This is a genomic window from Mergibacter septicus (genome assembly GCF_003265225.1).
Lineage (GTDB): Bacteria > Pseudomonadota > Gammaproteobacteria > Enterobacterales > Pasteurellaceae > Mergibacter > Mergibacter septicus.
Genome location: NZ_CP022013.1, coordinates 1378830 through 1395051 on the forward strand (window position 1 = coordinate 1378830; position 16222 = coordinate 1395051).

At 34.2% G+C, this 16222-nt stretch carries 19 protein-coding genes; 10 read left to right on the plus strand and 9 right to left on the minus strand.

Translation table 11 applies throughout. The annotated features are described in order from the left end of the window. Window positions 1-14 precede the first annotated feature (14 nt). Complete coding sequence (gene nhaB, locus CEP47_RS06430; RefSeq protein ID WP_261920403.1) at window positions 15-1550, minus strand: sodium/proton antiporter NhaB; 1536 nt, start codon at window positions 1548-1550, stop codon at window positions 15-17. A gap of 140 nt (window positions 1551-1690) precedes the next feature. On the opposite strand from nhaB, the gene fadR reads away from it, so the two are divergent. Both fadR and CEP47_RS06440 read left to right on the plus strand, forming a co-directional pair. Beyond that, complete coding sequence (gene fadR, locus CEP47_RS06435; protein WP_261920402.1) at window positions 1691-2410, plus strand: fatty acid metabolism transcriptional regulator FadR; 720 nt, start codon at window positions 1691-1693, stop codon at window positions 2408-2410. A 243-nt stretch (window positions 2411-2653) separates the two neighbouring features. After that, a complete protein-coding gene (locus CEP47_RS06440) occupies window positions 2654-2983 on the plus strand; it encodes a DUF413 domain-containing protein (RefSeq protein ID WP_261920401.1) in 330 nt (109 codons plus the stop codon). Between the two features lie 36 nt (window positions 2984-3019). Here CEP47_RS06440 and fabR read toward each other — a convergent pair whose 3' ends face one another. Next, the gene (gene fabR, locus CEP47_RS06445; RefSeq protein ID WP_261920400.1) at window positions 3020-3649 is read right to left on the minus strand and encodes an HTH-type transcriptional repressor FabR; all 630 of its coding nucleotides are present in this window, start codon (window positions 3647-3649) and stop codon (window positions 3020-3022) included. 6 nt (window positions 3650-3655) lie between these two features. Continuing rightward, window positions 3656-4642, minus strand: a complete 987-nt coding sequence (gene oxyR / locus CEP47_RS06450; protein WP_261920399.1) for a DNA-binding transcriptional regulator OxyR — start codon at window positions 4640-4642, stop codon at window positions 3656-3658. A gap of 126 nt (window positions 4643-4768) precedes the next feature. Between oxyR and CEP47_RS06455 the strand changes: the two genes are divergently transcribed. From CEP47_RS06455 to rplI, 5 genes are all read left to right on the plus strand, one after another. After that, the gene (locus tag CEP47_RS06455) at window positions 4769-5500 is read left to right on the plus strand and encodes a glutathione peroxidase (RefSeq protein WP_261920398.1); all 732 of its coding nucleotides are present in this window, start codon (window positions 4769-4771) and stop codon (window positions 5498-5500) included. 174 nt (window positions 5501-5674) lie between these two features. After that, window positions 5675-6052, plus strand: a complete 378-nt coding sequence (rpsF, locus tag CEP47_RS06460) for a 30S ribosomal protein S6 (RefSeq protein ID WP_261920397.1) — start codon at window positions 5675-5677, stop codon at window positions 6050-6052. Further along, window positions 6039-6365 (plus strand): primosomal replication protein N, encoded by a 327-nt coding sequence (priB, locus tag CEP47_RS06465; protein ID WP_261920396.1) that lies wholly within the window; start codon window positions 6039-6041, stop codon window positions 6363-6365. The genes rpsF and priB overlap by 14 nt, the downstream gene beginning before the upstream one ends. Window positions 6366-6377: 12 nt before the next feature. Beyond that, window positions 6378-6605: a 30S ribosomal protein S18 gene (gene rpsR / locus CEP47_RS06470; RefSeq protein ID WP_005598105.1), complete on the plus strand. Its 228-nt coding sequence runs from the start codon at window positions 6378-6380 to the stop codon at window positions 6603-6605. A gap of 18 nt (window positions 6606-6623) precedes the next feature. Continuing rightward, window positions 6624-7073, plus strand: a complete 450-nt coding sequence (gene rplI / locus CEP47_RS06475; RefSeq protein WP_261920395.1) for a 50S ribosomal protein L9 — start codon at window positions 6624-6626, stop codon at window positions 7071-7073. A gap of 173 nt (window positions 7074-7246) precedes the next feature. Here rplI and nhaA read toward each other — a convergent pair whose 3' ends face one another. Then, window positions 7247-8572 carry a Na+/H+ antiporter NhaA gene (nhaA, locus tag CEP47_RS06480; protein WP_261920394.1) on the minus strand — a complete coding sequence of 442 codons (1326 nt, stop codon included), beginning with the start codon at window positions 8570-8572 and terminating at the stop codon, window positions 7247-7249. A gap of 301 nt (window positions 8573-8873) precedes the next feature. Here nhaA and CEP47_RS06485 point away from each other — a divergent pair, with 301 nt between their 5' ends. From CEP47_RS06485 to folA, 3 genes are read left to right on the plus strand one after another with little or no spacing between them, the layout of a single operon-like run. Continuing rightward, on the plus strand, window positions 8874-9656 hold the full coding sequence (locus CEP47_RS06485) for a threonine/serine exporter family protein (protein WP_261920393.1): 783 nt from the start codon (window positions 8874-8876) through the stop codon (window positions 9654-9656). Further along, complete coding sequence (locus tag CEP47_RS06490) at window positions 9656-10123, plus strand: threonine/serine exporter family protein (RefSeq protein ID WP_261920392.1); 468 nt, start codon at window positions 9656-9658, stop codon at window positions 10121-10123. Before CEP47_RS06485 ends, CEP47_RS06490 begins: the two co-directional genes overlap by 1 nt. Window positions 10124-10172: 49 nt before the next feature. Next, entirely contained in the window at window positions 10173-10667 is a 495-nt protein-coding gene (gene folA, locus CEP47_RS06495) for a type 3 dihydrofolate reductase (RefSeq protein ID WP_261920391.1), read from the plus strand. Between the two features lie 51 nt (window positions 10668-10718). Here folA and lpxA read toward each other — a convergent pair whose 3' ends face one another. The 5 genes from lpxA to bamA form a co-directional block, all read right to left on the minus strand. Beyond that, on the minus strand, window positions 10719-11528 hold the full coding sequence (gene lpxA, locus CEP47_RS06500) for an acyl-ACP--UDP-N-acetylglucosamine O-acyltransferase (protein WP_261920390.1): 810 nt from the start codon (window positions 11526-11528) through the stop codon (window positions 10719-10721). 16 nt (window positions 11529-11544) lie between these two features. Further along, window positions 11545-11997, minus strand: a complete 453-nt coding sequence (gene fabZ, locus CEP47_RS06505) for a 3-hydroxyacyl-ACP dehydratase FabZ (protein WP_261920968.1) — start codon at window positions 11995-11997, stop codon at window positions 11545-11547. Between the two features lie 49 nt (window positions 11998-12046). Continuing rightward, window positions 12047-13081: a UDP-3-O-(3-hydroxymyristoyl)glucosamine N-acyltransferase gene (lpxD, locus tag CEP47_RS06510; RefSeq protein WP_261920389.1), complete on the minus strand. Its 1035-nt coding sequence runs from the start codon at window positions 13079-13081 to the stop codon at window positions 12047-12049. 12 nt (window positions 13082-13093) lie between these two features. Continuing rightward, window positions 13094-13615, minus strand: a complete 522-nt coding sequence (locus CEP47_RS06515) for an OmpH family outer membrane protein (RefSeq protein ID WP_261920388.1) — start codon at window positions 13613-13615, stop codon at window positions 13094-13096. Between the two features lie 163 nt (window positions 13616-13778). After that, window positions 13779-16190 carry an outer membrane protein assembly factor BamA gene (gene bamA / locus CEP47_RS06520; protein ID WP_261920387.1) on the minus strand — a complete coding sequence of 804 codons (2412 nt, stop codon included), beginning with the start codon at window positions 16188-16190 and terminating at the stop codon, window positions 13779-13781. Window positions 16191-16222: the final 32 nt, after the last annotated feature.

The window sequence follows — 16222 nt, forward strand, 5'->3', positions numbered from 1 at the left end:
CTTTCGATATTTAGTTAATTGGGTAACCAACCCCAAGCTATCATTAAAGAATTTACAGGTTCTAATAAGTATTCAATACAAAATAGTCCCATTAAAGTGAGTATCAGAGTATAAGGTAACGCCATATATACCATACGCCCGTATGATAAGCGAATTAATGGTGCAAAAGAGGACGTTAACAAAAATAAAAATGCAGCTTGTCCATTTGGAGTTGCAATTGAAGGTAAATTCGTACCAACATTAATTGCAACAGCAATTGCTTCAAATTGTTGTAATGAAATTCGCCCAACTTCTAAAGCCGCTTTCGCTTCACTAATATAGACAGTACCGACAAATACATTATCAGAAATAGCAGAGAGTAATCCATTAAAAATATAAAATAAAGCTAATTGAATATGTTGATCTGCACTCAAGACAAACTCAATAATAGGGGCAAATAACTTTTGATCGATAATCACTGCCACGACAGTAAAAAATACGACTAAGAGTGCTGTAAAAGGTAATGCTTCCTGAAAAGCACGACCAATCACATGTTCATTAGTAATGCCACAAAAAGCCGTCACAAAAATAATTACACTCAATCCAATTAACCCAACCATCGATAAATGAAAGGCTAATCCGATAATTAACCAAATTGCAATAACCGCTTGAAAATATAATTTCACCTTTTCTTGCTTGGTCATTTTTTCAGTTTGAGTACGATCTAATTTAGCTAAAACAGCCCATACTTTTGATGGTAACTTTGCGCCATAACCAAAAACTTTAAATTTTTCGACTAAAATACAAGTAACAATCCCACAGAATAAAACAGGTAAAGTAATAGGTAACATTCGTAAGAAAAATTCACCAAAATGCCAACCTGCCTGCTCTGCAATAATTAAATTCTGTGGTTCTCCCACCATAGTCATAACACCGCCAAGTGCAGTCCCAACACCAGCGTGCATCATTAAACTACGTAAAAAAGCCCGAAAGTCATCTAATGTTTTACGAGAATTGACAATCTTATCATCGTTCGTAATATCTGTTGAATCATCAAATTTCATACCTGAAGCGACTTTATGATATACCCCATAAAATCCAATAGATACGCTAATAATAACTGCAATCACAGTTAACGCATCTAAAAACGCCGATAAGAATGCGGCACTCAAACAAAATGCAAGTGAAAGTTTAATTTTAGAACGGATCGATAATAATAACTTGGTAAATATAAAAAGTAACAGTTGCTTCATAAAATAGATCCCTGCTACCATAAATACCAATAATAAAATTACTTCAAAATTAAGCAAAATTTCATGCTTAATATGTTCAGGATGAGTCATACCAATAAAGACAGCTTCTATTGCTAGCAATCCTCCTGGCTGTAAAGGATAACATTTTAATGCCATCGCTAGGGTAAAAATAAATTCAGCAACAAGTAACCACCCTGCAATAAAAGGGCTAATAAAATATACCAAAGGGTTCAGTAGTAAAAATAAGATTATTACTAACTTATACCAATTAGGACTATTTCCTAAAAAATTGCGTGTAACTGCTTGACAGTAATCCATAAACGCCTCTTACTATTTACTGCATTAAATTTAGTATGCTGCATTGTAATATAATTTAGATTAACGGATAATATCTAACTAAATGTTAAATAATATTTTTAGTTAAATTATGCTAAAAGAATGATTTGAGACAAGTTTTTATGTCCCCAAAAGATGACTTATTAAAATCACAAAGTCCCGCTGGATTAGCCGAGGAATATATTATTAGGTGTATTTGGAATAATCAATTTCCACCCGGCTCCGATTTGCCCTCTGAACGAACATTAGCCGAAAAAATAGGGATAACACGTACAACCTTAAGAGAAGCTCTGCAAAGAATGGCTCGTGATGGCTGGTTAAATATCCAACATGGCAAACCAACCAAAGTAAATAACGTTTGGGAAACATCAGGGCTAAATATTTTAGAGGTGTTAATCCGTCTTGATGGTACCAGAATCCCAGCATTAATTTCGAATGTTTTATCTGCTCGAACCAATATAGCATCAATTTATATCCGTAAAGCATTTAAAATAGCCCAAAAAGATTCTCTAGCCGTGTTTAAACCACTAGAACATCTAGAAGATACCGCTGCAGCATATACCCAATTTGATTATGATCTTTTCCGTAAACTTGCTTTTGCTTCAGGTAACCCAATTTATGGGCTTATCTTAAACAGTTTAAAAGGCTTATACGAAAGGGTCGGTTTATTCTATTTCTCCAACCCTCGGGGGCGAGATCTTGCCAAATGGTTTTATCATCAATTATTAGAAATCTGCCGTAATGGTGAGATTGATAAAGTACAAACCTGTATCCATCAATATGGTAGAGAAAGTGGTATTATTTGGTCTGCCATGCAAAAACAAATTCCACCTGATTTTTAATCAATAACTTTGTTTTATTATCTGTTACATTAAAAAAATAAAAAGACATAATTTTGTTTTCTAACCTCACAACTATCTAATAGTTTGATGAAATTATTGTCTTTTATGAAAAAAATATTGACTTATTTAACAGAATTGATTTAAATCCGTATCCATTTTTTATAACTTGTTTTTAGATTGCGATAATTATTACATCGCACTAGTAGCTTGAATCATAATCCATAGCAAAGATAGGAAAATATTATGGCAGAAAGTTTTGTTACAACCCGCCGTTTCTTTGATGATAAAAATTACCCTCGTGGTTTTTCTCGCCACGGTGATTATACCATTCGAGAATCCCAAGCATTAGAAAACCATGGCCAAGCGTTTTTAGAATTAGAACAAGGTAAACGCCAACCACAAACTGAAGAAGAAAAATGTTTTGTTGCTTTCTGCCAAGGTGAACGCCCTGCAGAAACCTTTTTTGAAAAAACGTGGCAAAAATATCGTAATCGTATCTCACACATCAAAAGAGTTTACACTTTATCTGGTGTAGCTGCCACCGATAATCTTGACGATTATTCTGCCGAATAAAATCAGAAAAACCTTCCAAAATGGAAGGTTTTTTAATTAAGGATGCTGATCTTTAACTATTTTTTCATTGTTACAAAGCAAAGCCCCTTTCGCAATCATTCTTAATTGTAAAATTAAACGTTGCTTTAAGTGTTCCCGTTCTTTTAACGACATATCTAAAGCTAACGATCCACTCGCAAATACTAACGTTACCATCGCTTCTGCTTGTACATACGCAAGTTCACTGTCATTCTTGACCCTCACTTGAATATACTCACTTAATTCCGCAACAAAATGAGCGATTTCTCTAGAAATAGCAGTACGAAAAGCAGCCGAAGTACCAGAACTTTCTCTTAATAAAAGACGAAAAACATTGGGACGTTGATGAATAAACTCAAAAAATGTTTCAACTGAAATGGCAATCACACTACCACCATATTCAATTCTCTGACGAGCTTGCCGCATTAACTGTCTTAAAATTAAACCCGCTTCATCAACTAAACTTAAACCTAACTCATCAAGATCTCTAAAATGACGATAAAATGAAGTAGGGGCAATACCAGCTTCACGTGCAACTTCACGTAAGCTTAAATTTGAAAAACACTTATCCACACTTAAATGATCAAAAGCCGCATCAATTAAAGCACGCCGTGTTTTTTCTTTTTGTTTTGCCCGAATTCCACTCATATCAATTTATTCCTCAATTTTATTTTTACTAAAACGACTCAGTTGTGGTGTGATTATACGTTCAATCATTCGAGCTACTTTCTGATAGCGTGTTCTTAATGGTGAACCCGGACGATACACTAACTCAATGGTTCGACTTGGTTCAGGATCAATACAAGGAAGATAACAAATATTCTTACAACTTTGTGGCAAAATAACATCCACAGAATTATCTATTTTCCTATTCGCAACATTACGTAGCTTACAATTTTGAGAAGGTACCGCTAATTCAGGAATTAAAGTTATCCCAGCGTTAGCTGCAACCATATTCCGTAGCGTCTCTAAGCTCGTCGCTTGGAAATGACTATTCTCTTTTGCACCAGCCGTAAAACAATAATCTAATGTTTGCTCTCGTAAACAATGCCCATCATCTAACATCAGCATTTCACAATCTTTTAATTCTGACATTTCAATCCAAGGTTTATTTGCCCAAGGATGCTGGTGTGGTACCGCTAATAACATCTTCTCTTGATATAAAGGCATACTAATAAAAGGATCACTCTCTTTTACTTTTGCCAATACAACACAATCCAATTGTCCTTTCTCTAATTGATCTAATAATTGGTTAGTTTGTGCTTCATATAAATAGAGTTCAAGATCAGGAAATTCTTGATGCAATAAGGGAACAATATGTGGTAATAAATAAGGTCCTACCGTTGGAATAACTCCTAGATGTAAAGGACCTGTCATTTCTTTACCTTGATTACTCGCCATCTCACGAAAAAGTTGAATTTCACGCAAAATATTACGAGCTTGTTCAACTAACAACAATCCTGATTGCGTAAATAAAACTTTACGACTAGTTCGCTCAAGTAAAACAATTCCCAATTCATCTTCTAGTTTACGAATTTGCCCACTTAATGTAGGCTGGCTAATATGGCAGGCATCTGCTGCTCGGCGAAAATGCTTATAATCAGCAAGTACAACTAAATATTCCAAATCACGGATATTCATAAATCCCTCATTGTTAAAAAAACAATCAAAGTAATAGGTGTAAGATTAGAACACTATACCATATTATTAGGTCAATTGGTGGGTATATAAACATACTTTATTATTTATTCTATTAAGGAGTTAATTATGTCTCAAAATCTTGAAGGAAAAAAACTTCCTGAAGTAACCTTTAAAATCTATCAAGACGGTACTTGGGTTTCACCTACTACTTCTGAACTTTTCGATAACAAAACTATCGTTTTATTTGGATTACCGGGTGCTTTTACTCCAGCGTGTAGTATTTCTCACCTACCACGTTATAACCAATTAGCCGATACCTTTAAACGCTATGGTGTTGATGATGTTCTTGTTGTATCTGTCAACGATACCTTTGTAATGAATGCTTGGAAAAAAGCAGAAAAGGCTGATAAAGTTACCTTTATCCCTGATGGTAATGGAGAATTTAGTCAAGCTTTAGGTCTATTAAGTCCAAAAACAGCAATTGGATTAGGTGACCGTTCACGCCGTTATTCAATGTTGGTGAAAAATGGAGTAGTTGAGAAATTCTTTATTGAAGAAGATGATCACGATGTTACCGTTTCTGGTGCTGATGCTATGTTGGCATACATTGCACCAAATCATCAAGAACAAATTGCCACTCTTTTCACTAAAACAGATTGCCCATACTGTGCTAAAGCAAAACAACTCCTAACAGATCATCATATCCAATACGATGAAATTGTTATTGGAAAAAATGCAACAGCTGACAGTTTGAAAGCTGTTTCTGGTCGTACCACTGTACCTCAAGTATTCATTAATGGAAAACATATCGGTGGTAGTGATGATCTAGAAAAATATTTAGCTGATAACACTTGTTAAGTTAAAAAACACATAACACTTAAAAAAGACCATTTTGGTCTTTTTTATTATCTTGCATTTTAAGAAAATATACGTATAATTTTGCCCTCACAGTCGTACCTATTTTCGTTCCTTGCTTCCGCAGATTGGCGACTGGTCTAGTGTCGGAGGCTGATTAACCCGTAAGGAGCAGTAATGCGTCACTACGAAATCGTGTTTATGGTCCACCCAGACCAAAGCGAACAAGTACCAAGCATGATTGAACGCTATACAGGTTCTGTAAAAGAAGCTGGTGGTCAAATTCATCGCTTAGAAGATTGGGGTCGTCGTCAATTAGCGTACCCAATTAATAAACTACATAAAGCACACTATGTGTTAATGAATGTAGAAGCACCGCAAGAAGTCATCGACGAGCTAGAAACAACTTTCCGTTACAATGACGCAATTCTTCGTAACGTAATCATTCGTACTAAGCACGCCGTAACAGAAGCGTCCCCAATGGTTAAAGCCAAAGATGATCGTAAGGCTTTAGCTGAAGTTGAAAACAACGATTTTGAGGATGCTGAAGAGTAATCTAAAACTTGATAACTGTTTTTCATTGATAGGCAAAGTTGCTTCTCATTTGAAACATAATACTAGCCCTAGTGGTATTGAACATTGTCGATTTTGGTTAGAACACCGTTCTGAACAAATAGAAGCAGGTTTATCAAGAAACGCTTGGTGTAAAATACCCGTTCAACTTAGTGGTAAGTATTTAACAAGTAAAACTCAAAGCATTACGGTCGGCAGTAACGTTTTAGTGAAAGGATTTTTAACCTCACATAAAACACAAAGTGGAATATTCCAACTAGTATTACATGCCGAGCAAATCGAATTTATAGATTAGGAGACTAGCCAAATGGCACGTTATTTCCGTCGTCGTAAGTTCTGCCGCTTTACAGCGGAAAATGTAGTTGAAATTGATTATAAAGATATCGCTACATTAAAGAACTATATCTCAGAAAGCGGCAAAATTGTTCCAAGCCGTATTACCGGTACTCGTGCGAAGTATCAACGTCAATTAGCTCGTGCAATCAAACGTGCACGTTATTTAGCGTTGTTACCGTACACTGACAATCATCAGTAATTAAGTGAGGATACGGTAATGCAAGTAATTCTTTTAGACAAAGTAGTTCACCTAGGTAATGTAGGTGATCAAGTGAATGTTAAATCTGGTTATGCACGTAACTTCTTAATCCCAAAAGGAAAAGCAGTTATGGCAACCAAAGCTAACATTGAATATTTTGAAGCTCGTCGTGCAGAATTAGAAGCAAAAGCAGCTGCAGCCTTAGCAGCAGCACAAGCTCGTGCAGATAAATTATCTGCTTTAGCAACTATTACTATCGCTTCTAAAGCTGGAGATGAAGGTCGTTTATTCGGTTCTATCGGTACCCGTGATATTGCAGATGCAGTAACTAAAGCTGGTGTTGAAGTAGCGAAAAGCGAAGTACGTTTATCTGAAGGTCCATTACGTACCTTAGGAGAACATGAAGTTCGTTTCCAACTTCACGGTGAAGTGTTTGCAACATTAAATGTAGTTATTGTTGCAGAATAAAATTAAATTCTAACTTTCAGAAGTTTTAATAAATAAAAAGCAATTAGTTTATCTAATTGCTTTTTTTATTCTTTAACTCATTTAATCTCTTGTGGAATACCAAAATAAAACTTAAAAGATAACTTTATCATCTATTATTTTCTATAACAGATTAAAGAGTGTAACTAGAAAATTTATTTTCTTGTCGCAAATATCAGATAAATAGTGCCTATAATTCCACTGATTAATGATGCTGCTAAAATAGCAATCTTAGAAACAATCACTGCATTTTGACCATCAAAAGCTAAATTAGAGACAAAAATTGACATTGTAAAACCAATACCTGCTAGCATTCCAGCACCAATAATTTGCGGCCAAGTAATTCCATTCGGTCTTGTTGTAATTTTAAATTTTTCACAAATAAAAGTAATTAAAACGATTCCTAACGGTTTACCAACAACTAAGCCTAATATAATTCCCCAAAAAATATAATCTATATTTAAATTAATTTCCCCTTGAATATTTACACCAGCATTCGCAAAAGCAAAAAGCGGCATAATAAAATAAGCACTTAAAGGATGTAATCTTTCTTCTAATACGGCTAACGGACTACGTTTATTATGAATATATGTTTTAATACTATCTAATAATTTAATTTGCTCACTTGCAACCATTTTTATTGATGGATCAACCTTAAATGTATCAGCCAATTCAGATAAAGATCTTGAAAATTCTTGTTTATTACCATTACTACCTGATGGAATACAGAAAGCCAAAATAACAGCGGCAATAGTTGCGTGAATACCACTATGATGAATACAAAACCATAATCCAAAACCAACTAGAAGATAAACTGATATATTTTTTACGCCTAATTTATTTAAAATAATCAAGACTAAAATAAAGCCAAGGGAAACTAATAAATAATAAAAACTAATTTCTGTGGTATAAAATGTTGCAATAATAATTATTGCACCTAAATCATCTGCTACGGCTAAAGTAACTAAAAATACTTTTAATGCCATCGGTATTCGTTTTCCGAGTAACATAACAACACCTAATGCAAAAGCAATATCGGTTGCCATTGGTATTCCGAAACCATCCACTGATGGTGTATTCAAATTTAAAGCTATATAGATAATACCCGGTACAATCATTCCACCAATTGCAGCTAAAATAGGAAAAGAAGCTTGTTTAAGACTAGATAACTCACCAAATAAAATTTCTCGTTTTATTTCTAATCCAACCATTAAGAAAAATAATGACATTAAAACATCATTAATCCAATGATATAAACTCAAACCAATAAAACCATCATTGCCTATTTTTAAACCAAAAATTTGGCTTTGACTTAATTTAATACCAAAATCAACATTCCATAATTTAAAATATTGTTCACTCAAAGGTGAATTTGCCATTACCATTGCTAACAAAGCGCAAATAAATAAAAATACACCACCAAAAGATTCACTTTTAATGAAATTAACTAAAACATACTTAAAACCTTTTATTTCTTTCATAAAGTCTCCAACAACATCTAAGTTATTTAATAGCTTAAATTCTTGAGTAGTTTGATAAGTTCAAATAGACAAGTAAATATAATTTACATAATCTTTAACATAGAAAAACATTTTCTATATTAAACCATTTTTATATTATACCTAATTCTTATTACTTAAATTTAAATAGTATTGAACACTTTTCAAAAAGTAAAATCATTTATACCATAGAAAATAACTAAAGATTGAGCCAAAACATTGCCGCTTACAAAATTTAACCTATAATTATCGTTTATTAATTAATCAGAGAATATTTACTATTATGCCCTCCATCTCTCCTTTACAACAGCAAGAAATCACTCGACTTTGTGCTAAAACAGCACTTTTATTATTACAACACGGTGCTGAGAGTACCTTAATAGACCAAATTACTTATCGTCTAGGCATTGCTTTAGGAATGGACTCGGTTGAATGTGCTTTAACACCAAATGCTATCGTTTTAACCACTCGTTATCAATCTCATTGTATTACCACCACACGTAAAAATAATGATAAGGGAATCAATATGCATATTGTTACTGAAGTACAACGGATTGTTATCGCTGCCGAACATCATATTTATGATATCTATCAGGTACAAAAACATCTTAATAATATTAAGCCTTTTAAATATAACCGCTGGTTAGTTGTATTCATGGTTGGTTTATCTTGTGCAAGTTTTTCTCATTTAGCTGGTGGTGATGGTGTTATTGCCTTAATTACCTTCATTGCCTCTGCTTTTTCTATGTTTATTCGACAAGAATTAATTAATAAACATTTTAATCCGATGATTAGCTTTGCAGTTACAGCTTTTGTTGCTTCATGTATTGCTGGACTATCCTTACGCTATAATTGGGGTAATGATCCACAAATTGCCTTAGCTTCAAGTGTATTATTGCTTGTTCCTGGTTTTCCTTTAATTAATGCACTTTCTGATATATTAAAAGGGCATATAAATATGGGAATCAGCCGTTGGACTATTGCTACTATCTTAACTTTAGTGGCGTGTATTGGAATTGTTTTCGCTTTGACACTGCTACAAATCAGTGATTGGGGACACGCATAATGGATATGTTTTTCTATCTAGCAAATGATATGTTATTTTCTGCAATTCCTGCGATTGGTTTTGCTTTACTGTTTAATGTACCAATCTCAGCATTAAAATATTGTGGTGTTTTAGGTGCACTAGGACATCTTTGTCGAACTATTTTAATGACCTATTTTGATATTCCAATGGTGTTCTCTACCTTTTTCTCTGCCACATTAATTGGTTTTATCGGAGTCTACCTTTCTCAGCGCTATCTCGCTCATCCAAAAGTATTTACTGTTGCCGCCATTATTCCAATGATTCCCGGAATTTATGCCTATAAAGCAATGATAGCAATTGTTCAAATTAGTCATTATGGCTTTACTTTAGCCCTTTTTACTCAAGCGTTAGATTATTTCTTAAAAACCTGTTTTCTTTTAGCCGCATTAGTTTTTGGTCTAGCTTTACCTGGATTATTATTTTATCGTTCCAAGCCTGTGGTCTAAAGTGATATAATATCTACCCATTTAAAAAAGATGAATTGAACGTTAAACAATGATAATAAGCTTAATAGTCGCCATGACTAAAAACCGTGTGATAGGTAGAAATAACAAAATGCCATGGCATTTACCCCAAGATCTCCGTTGGTTCAAACAAAATACCTTAGGAAAACCAATTATTATGGGGAGAAAGACTTTTTTATCCATTGGAAAAGCGTTACCTCAACGACAAAATATAGTCCTTTCTCGTACCCAGTTTAATCATCCTAATATAAATTGGGCAAACAATTTATCTCAAGCGATAGAATTAGCTCGCCCAGCGAATGAAATAATGGTAATTGGTGGAGGAGAGTTATTTACACAAACCCTAAAACTGGCAGATAAATTATATCTAACCGAGATTCAAACTGAATTAGAAGGAGATACCTACTTTCCTGAAATTCATTTTGATGAGTGGGAAACAGAATATGAAAATTATATTTCTGAAGATCAAGAGAATCCTTATTCCTGCCGTTTTATGATTTTAAAACGTAAATGTAGCAATAAATAAAAAGACTAAGTTTTAAAAATAAAACTTAGTCTATGATAATACATCTTTAAATTAACGAATAATTCCACGGGTAGAACGTTTAAAAAAGTCCACAAAGAAACTAATTGCACTATCAGTTTCAGCAATTTGTTCGATCTCTGGTAGCACTTCTTCCAACGTTTTTCCACTACGATAAATTAATTTATAGACATTACGAATTGCGTGCAAAGTAGGTTTATCAAAACCACGGCGTTTTAAGCCTTCAATATTCACTCCAAACGGACGAGCGTGATTTCCTTGAGCCATAACATAAGGCGGAACATCTTGGCTAACCATTGAGCCACCACCTAACATAACGTGCGCCCCAATAATGACAAACTGATGAATGGCTGACATTCCACCGACTATCACAAAATCATCTAATTCTACATGCCCCGCTAAAGTCGCATTGTTGGCTAAGATACAATTATTTTTGATCTGGCAATCGTGTGCAATATGGGAGTTAATCATAAATAAATTATTGTTGCCTATCCGAGTAGTACCGCCACCTTGTACTGTTCCTCGATGGATTGTAACATTCTCACGGATAAGATTATGATCACCAATGATAGTTTCAGTCGGTTCACCCGCATATTTAAGATCTTGGTTGATCTCACCAATGCTCGCACCTTGAAAAATTTGATTATTTTCACCAATAATCGTATTCCCTTTTACAACAACATGCGATTTTAAAACTGTTTTATCTCTAATTTCAACCGTACTTTCAACTAAGCAAAAAGGTCCAATTACAACATCTTTACCTAATTTAGCCCCTTTTTCAACCAATGCAGTTGGATGAATAGTAGCACCTGGATACGCTTTAATATATTCAATATGGTTCATATTCTTTTACTATCAGTTACATACCACGTCTTGCACACATTAATTCTGCCTCACAGACAACTTGTTGATTAACAGTTGCAATGCCTTTAAAACGTGTTACACCACGTCTTTCTTTTAAAAACTCAACAAATAATTCCATTTGATCACCGGGAACAACTGGATGTTTAAAACGAGCATTATCAATTGCGGCAAAATAGTATAATTCATCTTTCGATAATTGAATTGTTTTAAAAGCCAAAACACCTGCAGCTTGAGCCAATGCTTCTAAGATTAATACTCCCGGAAAAATCGGTTTTTGTGGGAAATGACCAGTAAAACAAGGTTCATTGAAAGTAACATTTTTGATTGCTTTCAACCATTTACCTTCTTCAAAATCAACTACTCTATCCACTAATAAAAATGGATAGCGATGAGGTAATAGCTGCATTATTTCGTCAATATCAACTATTTTACTTTTATTTTCTTCTATAGCCACTTGTTAATCCTTATTACTTTTACTTTCGTTAATTTATTGTTAATTATGCCTTATCTTTAACTATTTTTTCCAGTGCTTTAAGACGTTTATTCAAACCATTAATCCCTAAAGTTAAGGTTGCGGTTTTTCGCCATTCTTTATTTGTTTGTAATGGAATCCCTGAGGAATAGGTGCCTGCTTGTGTAATTGGACGCATTACCATACTCATTCCTGTAATAGTCACACCATCACAAATTTCCATATGACCATTAATAACACTTGCCCCGCCAATTAAGCAATATTTGCCAATACTTAAACTACCAGCCATAATTACACCACCAGCAACTGCTGTTCCCGTCCCGATATGAACGTTATGTGCAATCTGGCACAAGTTATCAATGATAACATTATCCTCAATGATAGTTGAATCTAAAGCCCCTCGATCAATACAGGTACAAGCCCCGATTTCTACCCTGTTACCAATAATAACGCTGCCTGTCTGTGGTATTTTTACCCATTGACCTTTATCATTTGCATAGCCAAAACCATCACTTCCAATAACCGCCGAAGCTTGAATTAAACAATCACAACCAATTTGGACTTGATGATAAATACTCACATTTGACCAAAGCTTAGTTCTTGCCCCAATTTTAACATTCTCACCAATAAAACAGCCTGCACCTATTTGTACATCATCACCAATTTCTGTACCTTGCTCAATAACAACATTTTCACCAATTGAAACATTATTACCTAATTTGCAATTTTCTGCGATTACGGCACTCTTAGCTATTCCTACTCGAGCTGATTTTGGTGTGCTATCCATATATTGTGCTAACTTAGCGTATGCTAAATAGGGATCTTTAACAATCAACAAATTACTCTGCTCAGAACAAAACGGAAGATCATCTTCAGTAATCAGAATTGCACCTGCTTTACTTTCTGACAGCAATTTACGAAATTTAGGATTAGAAATAAAAGTTAGTTGAGTCTCACCGGCTTGTGTAAGCGGTGCAATGGCTTCAATTAAAACATCGGCGTTACCACGAACGGTACCGCCGATTTTTTCCGCCAATTGTTTTAGACGGTATTGTTGCATATCTTTATCCGCTTATTTTTTTGCTGGAGTTAGCTTAATTAATACTTTTAAAACATCTTGAGTAATATCTTTACCATCTACAGCATAGGCAGCAGCTTCAGTTTTAAATACGATTGTGTAACCTTTCTCTTTTGCAACTTTATTTAGTGCTTCTTGTGCTTCTTGAGTAACACGCTCTAGCTCTTGATTTTGACGAACTTGAACTTTTTGCTGTAATTCATTTGCAGCACGAACATAATCAGCTTGTAATTTATTTAACTCTTCTTCACGTTTTTTCAAATCTGCTGCTTTTAATTTTTTACGATCTTTTTCTAAAGCTTCTGCTTTAGTTACAAGTGTTTTTTGTTGTGCTTGTACTTTTTCAATTTCAGATTTAAATTCATTATCAATTTTCTGACCAACATTTTCTGAAGTAATTAATTGTTGAATAAGTAAATCACCATTTACTAATGCAATTTTCTCATCAGCTTGAGCAAAAGCAGTAGCACCCATCAGTGCTAAAGTTAAAGCAGCAGTCTTAAATACTTTTTTCATAAGATAGAAACTCCTAAATATAAATAAAAATTCTTGAATAAATAAAATAATTATTTAGAAAATTCAATAAAGATAGATTGAATTATATTAATTAAAGACCTGATTTTACCGATAGATCATACAAGATGCTATCGGCAAATACAAACATTAGACTTTAATTTTATTAAAAAGTTCCACCAATATTAAATTGGAATTGTTCAACATCATCGTTTGCATATTTTCTAACCGGTTTAGCATATGAAAAGACTAAAGGTCCAATTGGTGATTGCCACTGTAATGCAATACCTGCTGATGCACGAAAACGTTTTGCATTTCCAAAATCAGGTAAATTTTCAATTGCTGGTTTCGGTGTTTTTTTCCAATGAGTATCCCAAACAGAAGCAGCATCAACAAACACTGAGGTTCTGACATTAATTTGATGGCGATCACTCACTAATGGTGTTGGAAAAATCAATTCTACACTTGCTGTTGCCATTGCATTACCACCTACCACTTGATTGCTTAAACTCGTATAACAAGCTGGATTAGGATTAACCCCTACTTTGCAATTATTGTCTGCATTATTTGGTAAATAAAGTGCTTTTGGACCAATAGAACCATAACTAAAACCACGTATTGTTCCTATGCCACCCGCTGAAAAATATTGGTTAAAAGGTAATTTTTTCCCTCCGAAACCATTCGCAAAATTAAATGATGCTCGACCTGTTAATACCCACGTTTGATCTCGATTCAGTGGATAGAAACTTTGTGTATTGAAATTTAAGGTATAATATCGATTAGTCGAAACAGGCAAAGTAACGCCTCCACCAATATTTGCCGTTGTTCCCTGCGTTGGGAAGAAACCTCGATTTAAACTGTTATAATTCCATCCAAAACTTAAATTAAGATCTTTGGTGGTATAGCTCCATTGCTTAGCCCCAAGCGAATCTAAATACAAGGCACGGCGATACTCTGGGTCAATGTTACTTAATTTATTATAGTTGTAACTTAATCCAGTGGAATAAGAGTTATTTTCATTAACAGGAAAGCCTAACGTTGTACCTACACCATAACTAGTTTGAGAATAACTCGCTGAGTTTTTATTTTTAGAGTTGTCATAGGTACTATAAGAAACATTACCACCTAAACTGATCCCATCTTGAGTAAAGTAAGGTTCGTTATAACCTAAATTAATACTTGTACCATAATCGTTACGAGTACCACCCAAGCTGATAGATGAGCCTTTGCCTAAGAAATTGTCTTGACGAATACTTGCGTTATAGCTAAAACCACTTTCTGTGCCATAGCCAACTCCAAAATTGATACTGCCAGTATTACGTTCTTTTACATTATAAATAATATCAATTTGATCTTTAGTCCCCGGTACAAGTTTTGTACTACTACTAACACTTTCAAAAAAACCTGTACGTTCTAAACGTAACTTACCAAGATCAACCGCATTCGCTGAATACCAGCTCCCTTCTTGTTGACGCATTTGTTGACGTAATGTGCTATCGTGAGTACTACTATTACCTTCAAAAATAATTTTATCAACGTAATAGCGTTCTCCTGCATCAACAACAAAAGTAATATTCATCGTCTGTTTAGCAGGATCAAAAGTCGGGCTTACTGTGACTTGTGGACTAGCATATCCTGCATTACCTAAAATACTTTTAATATTATTTTCAACATCTGTAACATCACTGCCACGGAACGTCTTACCAATCGCAATTTTATCTAACAATGGTTGTAATTTAGAAGCTAAACCTGCTGTATTCCCCACAATTCTAACACTTGCGACATTATATTTTTCACCTTCGTAAATTTTGTAAATAAGTGTGAGATTTTCTTTATTATCACTTAACTTAGTTTGTACATCATCAAGACGGAATTGTGCATAGCCTTTATTTAGATAAAAATCCCGTAATTGAGTAATATCATTTTGTAATTTCTGCTGTGAAAAACGACTACTCGCAAAGAAATTAAATAACGAAACATCAGGGTGAATTTCTAATTGTTCTAATAATTTGCTATCAGAAAAAACTTTATTTCCTTCAAAAATCACGGATTTAACTAATGCTTCATTACCTTCTTTAATCTCTAATTTGATATTGACACCATTATTTGCCGCTGGCGTATAAATAACGTCAACTGTGGCATTATAACGACCAATAGTAGCGTAGTGCTTTTTCAATTCATCAATGAAGGCATTTAATTTCTCTTTATTTAGAATATTGCCATCAGTCAAACCATTCGCTGCTAAATTTTGTTTTAAAGCATCCGTTGGTACCGCTTTATTCCCAGTAATTTCAAACGTTGCAATTTTCGGTTTTTCTACAACCTGAATAACAAGTGTATTGCCTTGCTGTTTAGCCTGTACATCACTAAAATCACCTTGAGTGTAAAGTGTTCTCACTAGATTTGCTAATGTTTGATCACCAACACGTTGCCCAACTTTTACTGGTAATTGAGAAAGAATAAGTTGCTCTGTGCTTGGATTAGCGCCATCAATTTGGATATTTTTAACAACAAAAGGAGCGGCAGCAACCATAGTTGAACTACCAAAAAGTAAAGAGGTTAAAAGAAATTTTTTCATCAATTCAATCCTATTCCCCTGCATTAGGGATA